General features: G+C 72.3%; 14 protein-coding genes. 9 read left to right on the top strand and 5 right to left on the bottom strand.

The window, feature by feature from the left end; all coding sequences use genetic code 11:
• Window positions 1–362: 362 nt before the first annotated feature.
• Together ACZ4EF_RS16365 and ACZ4EF_RS16360 are read left to right on the top strand one after the other, a co-directional pair.
• Complete coding sequence (locus ACZ4EF_RS16365; protein ID WP_355340578.1) at window positions 363–1,133, top strand: SDR family oxidoreductase; 771 nt, start codon at window positions 363–365, stop codon at window positions 1,131–1,133.
• The gene (locus tag ACZ4EF_RS16360) at window positions 1,130–1,984 is read left to right on the top strand and encodes a hypothetical protein (protein ID WP_391163526.1); all 855 of its coding nucleotides are present in this window, start codon (window positions 1,130–1,132) and stop codon (window positions 1,982–1,984) included. The genes ACZ4EF_RS16365 and ACZ4EF_RS16360 overlap by 4 nt, the downstream gene beginning before the upstream one ends.
• Here ACZ4EF_RS16360 and ACZ4EF_RS16355 read toward each other — a convergent pair.
• On the bottom strand, window positions 1,962–2,903 hold the full coding sequence (locus ACZ4EF_RS16355) for an EamA family transporter (RefSeq protein ID WP_391163527.1): 942 nt from the start codon (window positions 2,901–2,903) through the stop codon (window positions 1,962–1,964). The genes ACZ4EF_RS16360 and ACZ4EF_RS16355 overlap by 23 nt on opposite strands.
• Before the next feature lie 40 nt (window positions 2,904–2,943).
• Between ACZ4EF_RS16355 and ACZ4EF_RS16350 the strand changes: the two genes are divergently transcribed.
• Window positions 2,944–3,474, top strand: coding sequence for a MarR family winged helix-turn-helix transcriptional regulator (locus ACZ4EF_RS16350; protein WP_467505006.1), 531 nt, complete (start codon window positions 2,944–2,946; stop codon window positions 3,472–3,474).
• A gap of 21 nt (window positions 3,475–3,495) precedes the next feature.
• On the opposite strand, the gene ACZ4EF_RS16345 is transcribed toward ACZ4EF_RS16350, so the two are convergent.
• The gene (locus tag ACZ4EF_RS16345) at window positions 3,496–3,903 is read right to left on the bottom strand and encodes a nitroreductase/quinone reductase family protein (RefSeq protein WP_391052078.1); all 408 of its coding nucleotides are present in this window, start codon (window positions 3,901–3,903) and stop codon (window positions 3,496–3,498) included.
• 1,042 nt (window positions 3,904–4,945) lie between these two features.
• Between ACZ4EF_RS16345 and ACZ4EF_RS16340 the strand changes: the two genes are divergently transcribed.
• On the top strand, window positions 4,946–5,716 hold the full coding sequence (locus tag ACZ4EF_RS16340) for an SGNH/GDSL hydrolase family protein (protein WP_391123983.1): 771 nt from the start codon (window positions 4,946–4,948) through the stop codon (window positions 5,714–5,716).
• A gap of 89 nt (window positions 5,717–5,805) precedes the next feature.
• Here ACZ4EF_RS16340 and ACZ4EF_RS16335 read toward each other — a convergent pair whose 3' ends face one another.
• Window positions 5,806–6,354, bottom strand: coding sequence for an isochorismatase family protein (locus ACZ4EF_RS16335; protein ID WP_467505146.1), 549 nt, complete (start codon window positions 6,352–6,354; stop codon window positions 5,806–5,808).
• A 358-nt stretch (window positions 6,355–6,712) separates the two neighbouring features.
• On the opposite strand from ACZ4EF_RS16335, the gene ACZ4EF_RS16330 reads away from it, so the two are divergent.
• Window positions 6,713–7,876: a 4-hydroxybenzoate 3-monooxygenase gene (locus ACZ4EF_RS16330; protein ID WP_467505144.1), complete on the top strand. Its 1,164-nt coding sequence runs from the start codon at window positions 6,713–6,715 to the stop codon at window positions 7,874–7,876.
• Window positions 7,877–8,048: 172 nt separating this feature from the next.
• Complete coding sequence (locus ACZ4EF_RS16325) at window positions 8,049–9,785, top strand: methyltransferase (protein WP_467505004.1); 1,737 nt, start codon at window positions 8,049–8,051, stop codon at window positions 9,783–9,785.
• 125 nt (window positions 9,786–9,910) lie between these two features.
• On the opposite strand, the gene ACZ4EF_RS16320 is transcribed toward ACZ4EF_RS16325, so the two are convergent.
• Complete coding sequence (locus tag ACZ4EF_RS16320; RefSeq protein ID WP_355340599.1) at window positions 9,911–11,104, bottom strand: RtcB family protein; 1,194 nt, start codon at window positions 11,102–11,104, stop codon at window positions 9,911–9,913.
• Between the two features lie 168 nt (window positions 11,105–11,272).
• Here ACZ4EF_RS16320 and ACZ4EF_RS16315 point away from each other — a divergent pair, with 168 nt between their 5' ends.
• The 3 genes from ACZ4EF_RS16315 to ACZ4EF_RS16305 all read left to right on the top strand — a co-directional run bounded on the left by ACZ4EF_RS16315 (window position 11,273) and on the right by ACZ4EF_RS16305 (window position 14,790).
• Complete coding sequence (locus ACZ4EF_RS16315; RefSeq protein ID WP_467505002.1) at window positions 11,273–12,184, top strand: hypothetical protein; 912 nt, start codon at window positions 11,273–11,275, stop codon at window positions 12,182–12,184.
• Between the two features lie 37 nt (window positions 12,185–12,221).
• Window positions 12,222–12,929 carry a DUF3558 domain-containing protein gene (locus ACZ4EF_RS16310; RefSeq protein ID WP_467505000.1) on the top strand — a complete coding sequence of 236 codons (708 nt, stop codon included), beginning with the start codon at window positions 12,222–12,224 and terminating at the stop codon, window positions 12,927–12,929.
• Between the two features lie 163 nt (window positions 12,930–13,092).
• Window positions 13,093–14,790, top strand: a complete 1,698-nt coding sequence (locus ACZ4EF_RS16305; protein ID WP_467504998.1) for a DUF2637 domain-containing protein — start codon at window positions 13,093–13,095, stop codon at window positions 14,788–14,790.
• A gap of 97 nt (window positions 14,791–14,887) precedes the next feature.
• Here ACZ4EF_RS16305 and lysS read toward each other — a convergent pair whose 3' ends face one another.
• Complete coding sequence (gene lysS, locus ACZ4EF_RS16300) at window positions 14,888–16,615, bottom strand: lysine--tRNA ligase (protein ID WP_467504997.1); 1,728 nt, start codon at window positions 16,613–16,615, stop codon at window positions 14,888–14,890.
• Window positions 16,616–16,679 lie beyond the last annotated feature (64 nt).

The raw sequence follows: 16,679 nt of genomic DNA, 5'->3' as shown, positions 1-16,679 counted from the left end.
TATTTCCGGAAACGCTGGGTGAGGTCGATGGTTGAACTTTAGGAGGTCGCTCACCGCGCATTCAAGGCGGCCAGGGCGACATGGCTCAAAGCAGCCTGACGCGACTGCCGCGCAGCATGAATTCCGCAGTTGGCGGCGCTCCACGTGAGATGAGCCACAACGCGGCGGCGCTGGCCGAAAACACGTGACGTACCCGCCCGACCGCACAGCGCCACCCGCCGACCCGCGCCGCCCGGTACCGGACAACCGGCCGCTTATGCTGCTGCTGCCCAGGGAAAACACCCAGCAGGGCTCTGGCCACAGCAGAGCCCGGGGCCCCGGAGCAGAACCGAGCAGGCACCGTCCGTGGAAGGCAGCACCACATGAGCCCCCGTACCGCAGTGGTCACCGGCGCGAGCAGCGGCATCGGAGCCGCCACCGCGCGCAAGCTCGCCGAGGCGGGCTTCCATGTCGTGCTCACCGCGCGCCGCGCGGACCGGCTGGAAGCGCTGGCCAAGGAGCTGACGGAGCAGGGGAGTTCGGCGTCCGTGTACGGGCTGGACGTCACCGACCGGGCGGCCGTGGACGCGTTCGCGGCGGGTCTGGACCAGTACCCGCCGGTGCACGTCCTGGTGAACAACGCGGGCGGCGCCGTCGGCACCGAGCCGGTGGCCACCGCGGACCCGGCCGACTGGCGGGCGATGTTCGAGGTCAACGTGCTGGGCGTGCTCAACGTGACGCAGGCGCTGCTGCCCGCGCTGACCGCCTCCGGCGACGGCACCGTCGTCGTGCTGTCCTCGACCGCGGGCCTGGCCACGTACGAGGGCGGCGGCGGTTACGTGGCCGCCAAGCACGGCGCGCACGTGATCGCCGAGACGCTGCGCCTGGAACTGAACGGCAAGCCGGTGCGCGTCATCGAGATCGCGCCCGGCATGGTGCGTACCGACGAGTTCGCCCTGACCCGCTTCCGCGGTGACGCCGACCGCGCCGCCGCCGTCTACGCGGGCGTCGCCGAGCCGCTGACCGCCGACGACGTGGCCGACACCGTCTCCTGGGCGGTGACCCGGCCCGCGCACGTGAACGTCGACCTCCTGGTGCTGCGCCCGCGCGCGCAGGCCAGCAACTACAAGGTGCACCGCGAGGAGCCGCAGTGATATCCGAGCCGGAGCTGACGGGCGGCGGACCCCACGAGCGCGGCGAGCCGGACTACGGGGTGCTCGGCACGCCCGACGCCGCCGATACGGCCGACGGTCCCGGCGCCTCGGGCCGCACGGCCGACCTCGTCGTGGACTTCGAGGGCGGCCCGCCCCCGCCTCCGGCCGCCGCCTCCCGCGTACGACCGCCGTGGGTGTGGGTGCTCGGCGCGGCCGTCGTCACCTCCGCGCTGTGGGCGGGCGGCCTGTTCGTGTACGACCGGGGCCACAGCGACCTGCCGGACCTGCACGGTTACCACATCGCCGACAGCCCCTGCGAGGGCCCGACCCTCCAGCCGCTGACCGCCGCCGTCCGGGCCAACAGCCCGGGGAAGCTCTCGGTGGAGACGCCCGAGACGTCGTCGCCCGCGATGCAGCACCTCGGCCCCGCCCTCGACCAGGTCGCCTGCGACTTCTCCACCCAGGCGCCGTACGCGCGGGGCGCCACGATGTCCTACATCGTCGCCGTCGCCGTCGACCTGCACAAAGAGACCGATCCCCGCGTCGAGTTCGAGGACCAGGTGCGGATGATGACCGGCAGCCTCCAGGCCGCGAGCGAGGTCTCGTCGGTGCCGGGACTCGGCGACCAGGCGTACTTCCTCACGCGCAGCGACGAGGGCCAGGAGCTGAAGATCCTGCACGGCGGCGCGGTCATCTCGCTCACCCTCAACGCCTACAGCGACGTCAACGTCTCCGAGGACACCATCAACGGCCTCGACGGGGGCGGCTATCCGCTCTCCCCCGACCTCGTCCAGTACCAGCCCGCGCTGATCGAGACGGCGCGGAACATCATGGGCGTGCTCCGGAAGTAGCCGCGGGCCGCGTGTCGCCCTCATGACGTTGCCTGCGGGCACGGCGTACGCGGCGCGCGAGCCGTACCGCCCGCGCCGTCACCGGCTGCCCGATCAGGACACCGGCCAGGACGAGCGCCAGGCCGCCCCACTGCTGCCCGCCCAGCGTCTCGGCCGCGACCAGCGTCCCGAGCAGGACGCCGGTGACCGGGTTGAGCAGGCCGATCAGCCCGACCCCGGCCGCCGTGAGGTGCCGCAGCCCGGTGAACCAGGCGGCGAAGGCGACGGCCGTACCGACCGTGGTGACGTAGCCGAAGCCCAGCAGCGCGCGGCCGTCCAGGGCGGGCGGCGCGCCCTCAACCGCGGCGGCGACCGGCAGCAGGACGAGCGCGCCCGCGACGAGCTGCCAGGCCGTGGAGGACAGGACGTCCACGGCGCCGCCCCAGCGCTTGGCCAGGATGTAGCCGATCGAGGACATCGTCATGGCGGCGACGGACGCGAGCAGGCCGAGCGGGTCGATGCCGTCCGAGCCGTCGAGCACCATCAGGCACACGCCCGCGATGCCGACGCAGGCGCCGAGCAGCGGCAGCGCGCGCGGGCGCTCGGACAGCAGCGGCCAGGCGAGCAGCGTCATCACGACGGGCGAGGTGGCCATGACGGTGGACGCGACGCTGGTCGGCAGGAGCTGCGCGGCGACGTACACGAGCGCGAAGAACGCGCCCATGTTGAGCGTGCCGAGCACCAGCGACTTCCACCACCACGCGCCGCGCGGCGCCCGCCTGCGGACCGCCAGCAGGAGCAGCCCGGCGGGCAGGGCGCGCAGCACCGCGCCGTACAGCGGGTAGTCGGCGGGCAGCGCCTCGCGGGTGACGTAGTACGTCGTGCCCCAGGCGACCGGGGCGACGGCGGTGACGAGGGACCACCGCACATTAGCTTCCATGGAAGCTAATGTAGCTTCCTCGGAAGGTATTGTGGAGGGCATGAGCGCACGCAGATCGCTGGACTCGCCCGAACCGCTCGATCACGTCGCCCGGATCCAGCGGGAGTGGGCCCGCGAGCGGCCCGACGTGGACGTACGGCCGCAGGGCGTCATCGGCCGGCTGCACCGGCTCGCGGGCCGCCTCACCGACGAACTGTGCGTCGTCTACCGCGAACACGGCCTCGGCGAGGGCGACTTCGACGTTCTGGCCGCGCTGCGCCGCGCGGGCGCCCCCTTCGAGCGGGCGCCCTCGGAGCTGGCCGAGCACACCATGGTCACGACCGGCGCGATGACCAAACGGATCGACCGCCTGGAGCGCGCGGGTCTGGCGACCCGGCGCCCCAGCGAACTCGACGGCCGCGGCCGGGTGGTCGCGCTCACCGCGCACGGCCGCGAGGTCATCGACCGCGCCTTCACGGCCCACATGGCCAATGAGCGCCGCCTGCTGGGCGCCCTGACCGGCGACGAGGCCGCGCAGCTCGAAGCCCTGCTGACGAAGTGGCTGGCCCGGGTCGAACCGCCCGACGAGTGACACGGCCGGTCCGTGGCGGACTCAGTCCTCCGGGTCGAGGTCGACGCGCATCGTGAGCAGGTTGGTCCCGAACGCCCGGACTGCCGCGCTGTTGAACTTCGGCAGCCGCTTCAGCCGCTCACGCGGGTCGTCGTCGTCCACGAGGGTGGCCGTACCGGCGTGCCACTTGCCCTTGATCTGTACGCGTACGCGCGGGTCCGCCTCGATGTTCCGCACGTACTGCGACTGCCGGCCGAATTCGCTGACCCACCAGAAGGTGGTCCCCTCCAGCGCACCCCCCACCGGCGTCCGCCGCGGCTTCCCGCTCACCCGCCCGGTCGTCTCCACCACCGCCGCCCCCGGCGTGAACGCCGCCGTCCGCCGCGCCACCGGATTCACCACCCACCGCTGCCCCCAGACCACCAGCCCACGACCCGCCACACCCACCACTCCCTCATCCACCCGCACCAACCCAACACCCCCACTTCTACCCCCCACCCGCCTCCGGCGGGCACCCCCGGCCGGGGCGGGATCACACAGGGCGGCCACGGGCCCCCCGCCCCACGAGCCACCGCCGACCCCTCGGCAACCACCCGCCTCCGGCGAACACCCCACACGTGGCAGCGGGTTCGCACCCGCCGGGCGCGGGCCCGCCCAGCGGAAGGCCGCCGCCCCCTCGGCAACCCCCCGCCTCCGGCGGACACACCCGGCCGGGGCGGGATCGCACAGCGCGGGCACGGGCCCCGCGCCCGACGAGCCACCGCCGACCCCTCGGCAACCCCCCGCCTTCGGCGGACGCACCCGGCCGGGGCGGGGTCGCACAGGGCGGGCACGGGCCCCCCGCCCAACGACCCACCGCCGGCCCCTCGACACCCCGCGCCTCCGGCGAACACCCCACACGCGGCAGCGGGTTCGCACCCGCTGGGCGGGCCCGCCCAGCGGAAGGCCGCCGCCCCCTCGGCAGCCCCCCCCCGCCTTCGGCGGACGCACCCGGCCGGGGCGGGGTTGCACAGCGCGGGCACGGGCGCCCCGCCCGACGAGCCACCGCCGACCCTTCGGCAACCCGCCGCCTTCGGCGGACGCGCCCGGCCGGGGCGGGGTTGCACAGGGTGGACACGGAACCGTCGCCGGATGGCGGGATGGTGCTGATGTGGTGTGGGTTGACGTGAGCATGTTTGGCGGAGCCAATTCATTGGGGATGATTCCCGCGGCGTTCTTCGCGCGTAGATCCTTACGACAGCAGGGCCGTTGACGCTGGAGCCGCTTGATGCCACACCCTGTACAGCCAGAGGTCAGAGCGTTACCCCGTCCCCCCACTCACCCCCACACCCCCCACCCTCACCCCCCACCGTCACCGCCATCGCGGTCTACCGCTCAGAGCCATCTTGACATGCCCACCTCAGCGCACCCCGGCGCAACTCGTTGCTGAAGTGATCGCTGAAGCGATCGTCCCGCCGATGGAGGTTCCGTGAACCGCACCAAGTCCCTCTCCATGCTGGCCACGTTGGTCATGGGCGCCGCCCTGGCCCTCGTGGGCGTCAGCCCGGCCCACGCCGCAGGCCCCGCCTATGTCGCCCTGGGCGACTCGTACTCGGCCGGAAACGGCGCGGGAAACTACGACAGCGCCAGCGGCGACTGTCACCGCAGCTTCAGCGCCTACCCGTACCTGTGGAAGAACGCGCACGCCCCGTCCTCCTTCGCCGACACCGCCTGTTCCGGCGCGGTGACCTCGGACGTGCTGAACAACCAGCTCGGCCCGCTCAACTCCTCCACCGGCCTGGTCACCATCACCATCGGCGGCAACGACGCGGGCTTCTCCGACGTCATGACCGCCTGCGTGACCGGCTCCGACAGCGACTGCGTCAACCGGGTGAACACGGCGGAGAACTTCGTCAGGAACACGCTGCCCGCCCGTCTCGACGCGGTCTACAACGCGATCCACGCCAAGGCCCCCTCGGCGCACGTCGTCGTCCTGGGCTACCCCGACATGTACACCCTCAACACCTTCTGCGTCGGCCTCAGCGCCACCAAGCACGCCAAGATCGACGAGGCCGCCGACGTGCTCGACACCACCACCGCGGCCCGCGCCGCCGCGCACGGCTTCTCCTTCGGCGACGTCCGCTCCACGTTCAAGGGCCACGAGCTGTGCTCGGGCGACGCCTACCTCCACTCGCTGGTCATCTCGCCGAGCTGGGAGTCGTACCACCCGACCGCGACCGGCCACTCCAGCGGCTACCTGCCGGTGCTCAACGCCAACGACTGACGCCCGCCCCGACCCGGCCGAAGGCCCCCCGCCCGCTCAACCCCCCACCGGGCAGGGGGCCTTCGCGTACGCACGTCGCGGCGGCGGCCTCAGAATTCGACGTCCTTCGTCGCGACCGTCCCCGCCGTGCGGCCGGGGGCCGCCTGGAAGCTCCAGTAGAGATTGATGTGGGCGATCACCTGGGCCGGGGGCGGCGCGCCCCACTCGGTCAGATCCTCCGTCGTGTGGGCGTCCCCGACCAGCGTCGTGTCGTATCCCCGCACGAACGCGCCGTGCAGCGTGGAGCGGACGCACGCGTCGGTCTGGCCGCCGACGACGATCAGGCGCCCGACGCCGAGACCGGCCAGGACCTCCTCCAGGTCGGTGTCCTCGAAGGAGTCGCCGTACACCTTGTCGATGTGCGGCTCGGCGTCGTCCGCGCCCAGTTCCGGCGCGATCCGCCACGGCTCGCTGCCCTTCGTCCGGTCTTCGCCGGAGTCCTGGACCCAGACCACCGGGGCCTGTTTCTCCCGCGCCCGCGCGACCAGCGCGGCGATGTTGGCGACCACCGCGTCCCGTTCATGGCAGCCGTCGAGCACGCCCACCTGCGAGTCCACCACGAGGAGTGCGGTGTGCGGCCGGTTCTTGAGAGTGGTCATGGTCTTTCCCCCTTGCTCACGCGCCGTTCTGCTCACGCCCTGCGTCGCACAGAGCGTCACGTCCTGCGTCACGTCCTGCGTCACGTCCTGCGTCACGTCCTGCGTCACGTCCTGCGTCACGTCCTGCGTCACGTCCTGCGTCACGTCCTGCGTCACGCTCCGTGTCGGTCTCCGCCACCGTAACCCCCGCCACTGACAACGGGCCCGACGATCTCTTTGCCGTATCGAGCCGCGCATTCAGGTGATTCCGGTACGAAGGGCGATTTTCAGCCACCTAGTATCTGGTTCCGTGACAGACGGGAAGAGCCGGCGGCGACCGGCCGACCACACCAGCGGGACGGGCGGCAGCGCGACCGACGTGGTCGTCCTCGGGGCCGGTCCCGCCGGGCTCGTGCTCGGCAACATCCTTGTGGACCGGGGGATCGACTGCGTCGTGCTGGAACGGGCCGGGGCCGCGCGGGTGCGGACCCGTGCGCGCGCCGGATTCCTGGCGGCCAACACCGTACGGATTCTCGAACGGCACGGCCTCGCCGAGGGGTTGCGGCGGCGCGGGCAGCCCCACAGCACCTGCGAGTTCCGTACCGAGGACGGCCGGTTCCGGCTGGACTACGGCGCGCTCGGACAGCGCGAACCGCACACCGTCTACCCCCAACAGGACCTGGTGAGCGACCTGTTGACCCGGTTCCAGGAACGCGGCGGGCAGATTCGTTTCGGCACCGAGGCCGTGGCCGTACGCGACGCCGACGGCGAGCGGCCCGAGGTCGTCGCGCGCGAGGCCGACGGACGGCCGGGCCTGTGGCGGGCGCGGTACGTGGCCGGTTGCGACGGGCGGCACGGCGCCGCCCGGCGTTCGCTGCCGCCCGGCGCCGTCCGCCACCACCGCGATCACGGCGTGACCTGGCTCGGTCTGCTCGCCGAGGCGCCGCCCAGCCTGGACGCGGTCGGATACGCGGTGCACGAGCGCGGGTTCGCCGGGCACATGGCCAGGACCAGCGAGGTCACCCGCTACTACCTCCAGTACGAGCGCGGCGCCCCGGCCGACGCGTGGCCGGCGGAGCGGATCTGGGACGAGCTGGAACTGCGCATGCGGGCGCGGGAGTTCGGGCCGCTGCGGCGCGGCCGGTTCGTCCAGCGGTCCGTCGTCGACCTGGAGTCCGACGTGCTCGAACCCCTGCGCCACGGCGCGCTGTTCCTCGTCGGCGACGCCGCCGGTCTGATCAGCCCGTCCGCCGCGAAGGGCGCCAATCTGGCCGTACTCGAAGCGGCGGTCCTGGCCGACGCCCTGGCCGCCGCTCTCACGGCCGGGGACCCGCGCGGCCTCGACGCCTACTCGGCGCGCTGCCTGACGCACATCTGGCGGGCGCAGGAGTTCTCGCACTGGATGATCGGGCTGCTGCACGGCCCGACCGGCGCGGACGGCGAGTCGCTGTTCCACAACTCCCTGCGCCGCGCCCGCCTCGCCTCATTGCGCACGTCGCGCAGCCAGCAGGACTGGTTCGCCGAGCATTACGTCGGCGTCTAGCCGTTCCGGCCCGCCGCCCCAACCACTCGCCCGCGCACCGCCGTTCACGCATCCCCGTACGTGCGGCCGCATCCCGTACCGCCGCATCCCCGCACCCGTCTCGCGTACACCCGTCCGCGTACACCCGTACGCGGACGACCGAACCCCGGAACGAATGAGGGTCCCCCCGCACATGATCACGGCACTGTCGGGCGAGACGTCCGACGCGTCCCGCCTGCGCGCGACGGTCGACTTCGTCAGGGAGCAGGACACCGCCACGCTGCTCCGGCTCCTGCTTCCCGGGCTCGACGGCCCGGAGTTGCGGGCGCTGGCGGAGCGCTGCGCCTTCTCGCACGCGGCGCTGCTCGTCTTCCCGTCCGGCCGGGCGGAGTTGGAGGCCACGCTCGCCGACTGCGGGCTGGTCGCGGACGCGCCGCCGACGCCGAGCGTCGTCGTACGCGAGCGGCTGGCCGTACGGCACAAGCGGCGCGCGGCGGAGCTGGACGTCGCGATTCTGCGGCCGGCGGTGGAGTGCCGGGACGGGGTACGGCGGACGGTCGAGGTGTTCGCGCTGACCGTGCCACCGGGCTCCGGCCTCGGCGAGGTCGCGGCGTACGAGCGGGAGCGGCAGCACGAGACGCATGTCGCCTTCGAGGTCGAGGCACCGGACCCGCTGATGCTGCGCGGTCTGTGCGCGGCCTTCGGGCAGTACGGCGCGACGCCCGACGGCGGCGGCTACAACCCGCACGAGAACGGCACGGTGTTCTACTTCGCCGCGCCCGCCGAGGCCAAGGCCGGTTACGGGCGGGTGGAGTTGTACGTGCCGGGCGACCACCGCGACCTGCTCGACGCGCACTTGGAGGCGCATCGGGCGCGGCAGCCCGCCGAGACCTTGCTGCGGCTGCTGACCGGGGCGTGGACGACGCAGGCGCTGGCCGCGTTCGCGCGGCTGGGGGCGGCGGACGCGATGGACGGGGAGCGGGGCGTCGGCCTGCCCGAACTGGCCCACACGGTCGGCGCGTTGGCACCCAACCTGGCCACCTTGCTGCGGTACCTCACCATGCTCGGCGTGGTGAGCGAGGACCGCGACGGCTTCCGGCTCACGGACACCGGCGGGCTGCTGCGGGCGGACGCCGAGGGGTCGATGCGGTCGCTGGCGCTGATGTACGGGGGGCCGTTCTACGCGTCCTTCGCCGGGCTCGACCACACCGTGCGCACCGGACAGGTCGCCTTCGAACGGCACTTCGGCGAGAACCACTTCGAGCACTTCGCCCGCGATCCCGAACTCGCCGGGCTGTTCGACCAGTCGATGGCCGCCGGCGCCCGGATGTTCGCCCCGCTGCCCGACCACCCGGTCCTCGTCGCGGCGGCCGGAAGGGCGGCCGGAAGGGCGGCCGAAGCGCCGGCCGAAGGAGCCAAGGGAGCCGAAGGAGCCACCGTGGTCGACATCGCGGGCGGCAACGGCGAACTGCTCGGCCGAATCCTTTCCGCACACCCCCGCCTGCGCGGTGTCCTGCTGGAGCGCCCGCACACCGTCGAGACCGCCCGCCGCCTGCTCGGCGCGGCCGGTCACACCGGGCGGTGCGCCTTCCTCCCGGGCTCCTTCGCCGACGTGCCCGCGGGCGGCGACGTCTACATTCTGTCCCGCGTCCTGCACGACTGGGACGACGACCGCTGCCGCGAGATCCTGCGGCACTGCGCCCGCGCGATGTCCCCGACCGCCGAACTGCTCGTCGTGGAACGCGTCCTGCCCGACGACGGCTCGGCCTCCCTGGCCACCGCCTGGGACCTGCACATGATGTGCAACGTCGGCGGTCGAGAACGCCGCGCCGACCACTACGCCCGGCTGTTCGCCGACGCGGGCCTCACCCTTGTCGGCCGCTCGCCCCTCTCCCTGGACGGCACCGTCCTGCACGTCCGCAGGGCCTGAGCCGCGCCCCCGCACACGAAGCCATAGCCGAAGCCGAAGCCGAAGCCGTAGCCGAAGCCATAGCCGTAGCCGTAGGAAGGAACCCGCCACGGGCGCACGGCTCCAGGAACCGTGCGCCCGACGCGTCAGCCTTTGACGCAGACGACCTGCTTCAGCTTGGCCACCACCTCGACCAGGTCGCGCTGCTGGTCGATGACCTGGTCGATGGGCTTGTAGGCGGCCGGGATCTCGTCGACGACGCCGGAGTCCTTGCGGCACTCGACGCCGCGGGTCTGGTCCTCCAGATCGCGGGTGGTGAAGCGGCGCTTGGCCGCGTTCCGGCTCATGCGGCGGCCGGCGCCGTGGGAGGCGGAGTTGAACGCGGCGGAGTTGCCGAGGCCGCGGACGATGTAGGAACCGGTCCCCATGGAGCCGGGGATGATGCCGTGGTCGCCGGAGCCCGCGCGGATGGCGCCCTTGCGGGTGACCAGGAGGTCCATGCCGTCGTAGCGCTCCTCCGAGACGTAGTTGTGGTGGCAGGAGATGACCTCGTCGAAGGTCGGCCGGGCCTTCTTGAACTCCTTGCGGATGACGTCCTGGAGGAGCGCCATCATGATGGCGCGGTTCTTCTTGGCGTACTCCTGCGCCCAGAACAGGTCGTTGCGGTACGCGGCCATCTGCGGGGTGTCCGAGACGAAGACCGCGAGGTCGCGGTCGACCAGGCCCTGGTTGTGCGGCAGCTTCTGCGCCTGGCCGATGTGGAACTCGGCCAGCTCCTTGCCGATGTTGCGGGAGCCGGAGTGCAGCATCAGCCATACGGCGCCGGACTCGTCGAGGCAGACCTCCACGAAGTGGTTGCCGCCGCCGAGCGTGCCCATCTGCTTGGTCGCGCGGTCGGCGCGGAACCTCACGGCCTCCGCGAGCCCGTCGAAACGGTCCCAGAAGGAGTCCCAGCCGGAGGTCGCCATGCCGTGGAAGCGGCCGGGCGCGACCGGGTCGTCATGCATGCCGCGTCCGACCGGAATCGCCTGCTCCACCTGGGAGCGCAGCCGGGAGAGGTCGCCGGGCAGGTCGTTCGCCGTCAGGGAGGTCTTGACCGCGCTCATACCGCACCCGATGTCGACGCCGACCGCCGCGGGGCAGACCGCGCCGTGCATCGCGATGACGGAACCGACCGTGGCGCCCTTGCCGTAGTGGACGTCCGGCATGACGGCCAGGCCCTTGATCCACGGCAGCGAGGAGACATTGCGGAGCTGCTGCATCGCGACGTCCTCGACCGTGGTCGGGTCCGTCCACATCCGGATCGGCACCCGGACACCCGGCACCTCGGTATAAGACATGACAATCCCCCGTAAACGGCAAAATCAAGGATGCCTCACGCGATAAAACCGCCCCAAGAGGTGGTTTGGGTGAAGCTTGCGGTAGACATTGTGTCCACGGCGCACCCGCTCACGCCAAAGGTTTAGCGCGCGGGAGCGGCAGAACCTGAGGGGAAGGGGGCCCGCCCAGTGCGGTCCACGCGAAGTGTCCCGGCGGCGCGAGGTGCCCAGGCGACGCGACGTGCTCCGGCGGGACGCGGCCTCCCGGCCGCCGTCGGCACGGCCGTGACCGCGGTGGCGCTGGCCCTGGCCACGCTCGGCGCGTGCACCGGCGGCGGGGACTCGGCGGGTTCCGCCTCGGACCAGAAGGCGCAGCTCGCGGGCGGCGGCAGTGCGAGCACGGTCTCGCCCGCGCCGCCCGGCAAGTACCAGACGCTGCCCGCGCCCTGCACGGCCGTCGGCCAGGAGCTGCTCAAGTCCCTGGTCCCCGCCGTTCCCGACGTCGCGGGCTCGGAGTCGCTCACGTACGACACGGACCGCCGGGTCGGCTGCTCCTGGCGCGGCACCCGGGCCGACGGCACGTCGAACACCCTGAAGATCGACCTCGAACGCGTCGTGTCGTACGACCCGGCCGTCAGCGACGAGGTCCAGGCCGACCTCGACTTCTCCAACGAGGCGGCCGACGCCTCGATCCCGCCGCTGTCGTCCTCCGCCACCCCGAGCGGCCAGCAGACGACCGCCACGCCGACCGGCGGTACGACGAACGGCAACAATTCCACCACCGGCAGCGGTACGAACGGCGGCAACGGTACGAGCACGGGGTCGGCGACGAGTTCCGGCACGGCCGGTGGCGGCGGCACCGACCTCCTCCCCCGCCGCCTCACCGATGTGGGAAACGCCGCATTTATCAATGACGTCCTCAAGCCCCACGCACAGCCTCCCCGCCGCGACGTGACACTGGTTTTCCGCACCGCCAACGTCCTGGTGACCGTCACTTACGCGGAGTCGTCACCCCGTGGCAGTACGCCACCGGACAGCGCTGACCTGCAAAAAGGCGCCCAGCAGGTCGCGGAGCAGCTCCTGAGGAAAGTCAAGGACTGACCGGGGGCCGACAGCGCGGCCCTTTAGGGTGACCCCCATGGAACGACGACACACCGCCTCCCGCCTCGCTCTGCTGCTCGCCTGTGCGGCCGTCCCCGCGATGGCTCTCGCGGGATGCTCGTCCGGTTCGGGATCATCCGACGCGAAGTCCTCGGCCTCCTCCTCCACGGGTTCCGGCCCGTCCGGCGGCTCGGCCACCCCGACCCTCGCGCCCGCGAAGTTCGCCGCGCTCCCGGCGTCCTGCAAGGCGATCACGCAGGCCACCGTGAACGCGCTGGTGCCCAAGGCCAAGACGCCCGGCGGCACCCCGGTGAAGTCCGACGACATCACCTCGCGCGCCGGCTGCTCCTGGACGGGCAACGGCAAGGACGGCTACCAGTACCGCTGGCTGTCGGTCACCCTTCAGCGCTTCACGTCCTCCACCGCGCTCGGCACGGCCGAGGACCAGGCGAAGAAGCGGTACACCGAGCAGGTCGGCACGTTGAACCAGGTCCCCGGCGCGGCCTCCGCCGCCCTCACCGGCCTCGGCGACCAGGCGGCCTCGGTGGTCAGCAAGGCCACCGTCGCGAAGGTCACCTCGCAGAACGACTCGGTGGTCGTCCGCAGCGGCAATGTCGTGGTCCTGGTGGAGTTCAACGGCGCGGGCCTCGAAGGCAAGAAGAACCCGTCGGCCGGCGACGTACAGAGCGGTGCGCAACGGGCGGCGAAGGAGGCCGTCGCGGCGGTCGCGGCGGCGAACGCGTAACAACTCCCGCTCCCCTCGCCCCGGTATTCGCGCGTTTGTACGGCGTTCGTTCGTCAACGCCGCGCCTCTCCTTCTCACCCGTATGGCAGTCTGGGGCCCGCCGGAGCCGGTACGGCTCCGGTCCGCCAGTGAGGCTGGAGCCAAGGGGTAGGAGGGGTCGCGGGTGGCCGCGATACGTTTGACCCGGACGCACCGCATATTGATCGGCGTGGTCGTCACCGGAGCGGTGGTGATCGCGGGGATCGGCTTCGCCGGTTCGTACGCGGCCGTGCGCTCGCTCGCCCTGGACAAGGGCTTCGGCTGGTTCGCGAACGTCTTCCCGATCGGCGTGGACGCGGGCATCGTCGTCCTGCTCGCGCTCGATCTGCTGCTGACCTGGCTGCGCATCCCGTTCCCGCTGCTGCGGCAGACCGCGTGGCTGCTGACGGCCGCGACGATCGCCTTCAACGGCGCCGCCGCCTGGCCCGACCCGCTCGGCGTCGGCATGCACGCGATCATCCCGGTGCTGTTCGTGGTCTCGGTGGAGGCCGCCCGGCACGCGATCGGGCGGATCGCCGACATCACCGCCGACAAGCACATGGAGTCGGTGCGCATCACGCGCTGGATCCTCGCCCCCCTCCCCACCTTCCGGCTGTGGCGCCGGATGAAGCTGTGGGAACTGCGGTCGTACGAGGAAACGATCCGGCGCGAGCAGGACCGCCTGGTCTACCGGGCGCGGCTGCGGGCGCGGTACGGCGTCGCGTGGCGTCGCAAGGCCCCGGTCGAGGCGATCATGCCGCTGCGGCTGGCGAAGTACGGGGTGCCGCTGGCGGAGACGGCCGACGCCGGACTCGAAGCGGCGGGCATCGAGATCACGCGCCCCGCCAAGGAGTTGACGGCCGGGCCCGAGTCGGCCGCGCCGATCGCGGCGGAGGCCGCGGAGCCGGTGACGGCGGCGCCGTCGAAGGCCGCCGCGAACGGGACGGTCAACGGGGCGGTGAACGGAGCCCTGAACGGGGCGGTGAACGGCCATGTGAACGGCCACGCCCTCCCGAACGGCGTTCCCGACCTCGCGGCCGAGGCGGCTGCGGCCCTCGCGGAGGCGGCCCGGCAGCAGCAAAGCGGCCAGCAGAACGGACTCGCGGGCGGACAACCGGGCGGACAGCAGGCGGGGCAGCAGGACGGGCGGCAGGACGGGCGGCAGTTCCAGCCGCAGTCGGAGTTCGAGCACCAACAGGCGTACGAGCAGCGGCAGTTCGAGCAGTTCCAGCAGTATCAGCAGTACAACCAGCAGCCGTACCCGCAGGAGTGGCCCCAGCAGGACACGCCGGGCGCGCACGACAGCCCGTGGTTCGCCGCCGCCCAGCTCCAGGCCCAGCGCGAGCAGCAGGCGTTCATGGCGCAGCAGATGCAACAGGCCCAGCAGCAGGGGCAGCAGGGCCAACAGATCCAGCAGCAGCCGGAGCCGGAGCAGCCGCAGATCATGGTCCCGGCCGGCCCCAACCGGTCGCGCCCGCTGGGCGGTTCCGGACTGAACGGCAGCGCCGCCGCCGCGCAGCAGCGCTTCCAGCAGGGCCCCGAGCCGCAGTACGCCGCTCCGGAGCCGGAAGCGGTGCCCGCACCCGAGCCGGAGCAGCCTCCGGCGCCGGAATTCGTCTCGGGCCTCGAATTCCCCGACGGCATCTCGCAGGACGAGGCGTTCTTCGGCGCCTACCGCCGCTACGTCCGCGAATTCGGCACCTTCCCCAACGCCCGGCAGTTCGCCCGCTACCTCTCCGACATGTACACCGGTACGCCGCCGGAGGAGCGCGAGCTGGTCCCGTCCCTGCGCGACCTGCGCTACCGCTTCCAGTCCGAGTCCGACACCGAGCACATCCCGTAGACCGGGGGCCGTGAACCACAGGCCGCAGGCCGGGGGCCACGCATACGACGGGGGCGGAACCGCGGTCGCGGTCCCGCCCCCGATGCCGTACGAGCCCTTACGCGCCCGCGCCCAGCAGCGTGCGGACGCGGTCGGCGCCCACCGCGAGGAGCAGCGTCGGAAGGCGCGGACCTGTGTCGCGGCCGACCAGCAGCTCGTAGAGCAGGGCGAAGAACGACCGCTGGGCGACCTTCAGCTCAGGAGTCGGCTTGGCGTCCGGCTCAAGACCGGCCAGCACCTTGGGCACGGCGTAGACGAGGGTCGTCAGACCGTCCAGCGACCAGTGCGAGTCGAGGCCGTCCACCAGGAGCTTGAGCCCGGCGCGCTCGCTGTCGCCGAGGGCGGCGAGGCGGGCGGTGTCAGGCTCGGCGCGCACCACGGTGCGCTGCTCGGCGGGCACCTGGGTGGTGATCCAGGACTCGGCGCGGTCGAGCCGGGGCCGCACCTCGTCCAGCGAGCCGATCGGCCGGTCCGGGTCCAGCTCGGTCAGGATGCGCAGCGTCTGGGCCTCGGCGCCCGCGGTGATGTCGGCGACGGACGCCAGCGTGCGGTACGGCAACGGCCGCGCGGTACGCGGCAGCTCACCGGCGGCGGTGCGGGCGGCCCTGCTGTGCGCGGCGACGTCGGCCGGGAGCGCGGTGCCCTCGGCGACCTTCCGCTCCAGCGCGTCCCACTCGTCGTAGAGCCGCTGGATCTCCTGGTCGAAGGCGATCTTGAAGGACTGGTTGGGGCGGCGGCGGGCGTAGAGCCAGCGCAGGATCTGCGGCTCCATGATCCGCAGCGCGTCGGCGGGGACGGGCACACCGCCCTTGGACGACGACATCTTGGCCATGCCGGAGATGCCGACGAAGGCGTACATCGGGCCGATCGGCTGCTTCCCGCCGAAGATCGGGCCGACGATCTGCCCGCCGACCTGGAACGAGGAGCCCGGCGAGGAGTGGTCGACGCCCGACGGCTCGAAGATCACGCCCTCGTACGCCCAGCGCATCGGCCAGTCGACCTTCCACACCAGCTTGCCGCGGTCGAACTCCTCCAGCCGGACCGTCTCCCCGTGCCCGCAGCCGCAGGTGTACGTCAGCTCGGTCGTCTCGTCGTCGTACGCGGTGACCGTGGTGAGGTCCTTGCCGCAGACCGCGCAGTACGGCTTGTACGGGAAGTAGCCCACGCCGGAGCCGCTGCCGTCGTCCTCGCCCGCCGCGCCCGAGCCCTCGGCGGCCTCCAGCTCGGCCGCGTCCACCGGCTTCTGCGACTGCTGCTTGGCCGGGGCCTTCTTCGTCCGGTACTGGTCGAGGATCGCGTCGATGTCGGCGCGGTGCCGCACCGCGTGCAGGATCTGGGCGCGGTAGGCGCCCGCCTGATACTGGGCGGTCTGGCTGATGCCGTCGTACTCCACGCCCAGCTCGGCCAGCGACGCGGCCATCTGCGCCTTGAAGTGCTCCGCCCAGTTCGGATACGAGGACCCGGCGGGCGCGGGCACCGAGGTCAGCGGCTTGCCGATGTGCTCGGCCCACGACTCGTCGACCCCGGGGATGCCGACCGGGACCTTGCGGTACCGGTCGTAGTCGTCCCAGGAGATCAGGTGCCTGACCTCGTGCCCGCGCCTGCGCACCTCGTCGGCGACCAGGTGCGGGGTCATGACCTCGCGCAGATTCCCGAGGTGGATCGGGCCCGAGGGGCTGAGCCCGGACGCGACGACAACGGGTTTCCCGGGTGCGCGGCGCTCCGACTCGGCGATGACGTCGTCCGCGAAACGGGAGACCCAGTCGGCCTCGTTGCTCTCAGCCACGGTCCTCTTCTTCCTGAGGGTTCGATGGGGGTGTTCCGACGGCTCCGATTCTCCCAGACATCCG

The organism is Streptomyces sp. NPDC025721 (assembly GCF_055558595.1).
The sequence above is the reverse complement of the archived record's forward strand: the minus strand, read 5'-3'. Positions and strand labels throughout refer to the sequence as shown.

Bases quoted from the DNA above. Each gene is read 5' to 3' on its own strand.
- ACZ4EF_RS16365 (WP_355340578.1), top strand. From the start codon at position 363: ATGAGCCCCCGTACCGCAGTGGTCACCGGCGCGAGCAGCGGCATCGGA.
- ACZ4EF_RS16355 (WP_391163527.1), bottom strand. From the start codon at position 2,903: ATGGAAGCTAATGTGCGGTGGTCCCTCGTCACCGCCGTCGCCCCGGTC.
- ACZ4EF_RS16350 (WP_467505006.1), top strand. From the start codon at position 2,944: ATGAGCGCACGCAGATCGCTGGACTCGCCCGAACCGCTCGATCACGTC.
- ACZ4EF_RS16340 (WP_391123983.1), top strand. From the start codon at position 4,946: ATGCTGGCCACGTTGGTCATGGGCGCCGCCCTGGCCCTCGTGGGCGTC.
- ACZ4EF_RS16335 (WP_467505146.1), bottom strand. From the start codon at position 6,354: ATGACCACTCTCAAGAACCGGCCGCACACCGCACTCCTCGTGGTGGAC.
- ACZ4EF_RS16325 (WP_467505004.1), top strand. From the start codon at position 8,049: ATGATCACGGCACTGTCGGGCGAGACGTCCGACGCGTCCCGCCTGCGC.
- ACZ4EF_RS16320 (WP_355340599.1), bottom strand. From the start codon at position 11,104: ATGTCTTATACCGAGGTGCCGGGTGTCCGGGTGCCGATCCGGATGTGG.
- ACZ4EF_RS16310 (WP_467505000.1), top strand. From the start codon at position 12,222: ATGGAACGACGACACACCGCCTCCCGCCTCGCTCTGCTGCTCGCCTGT.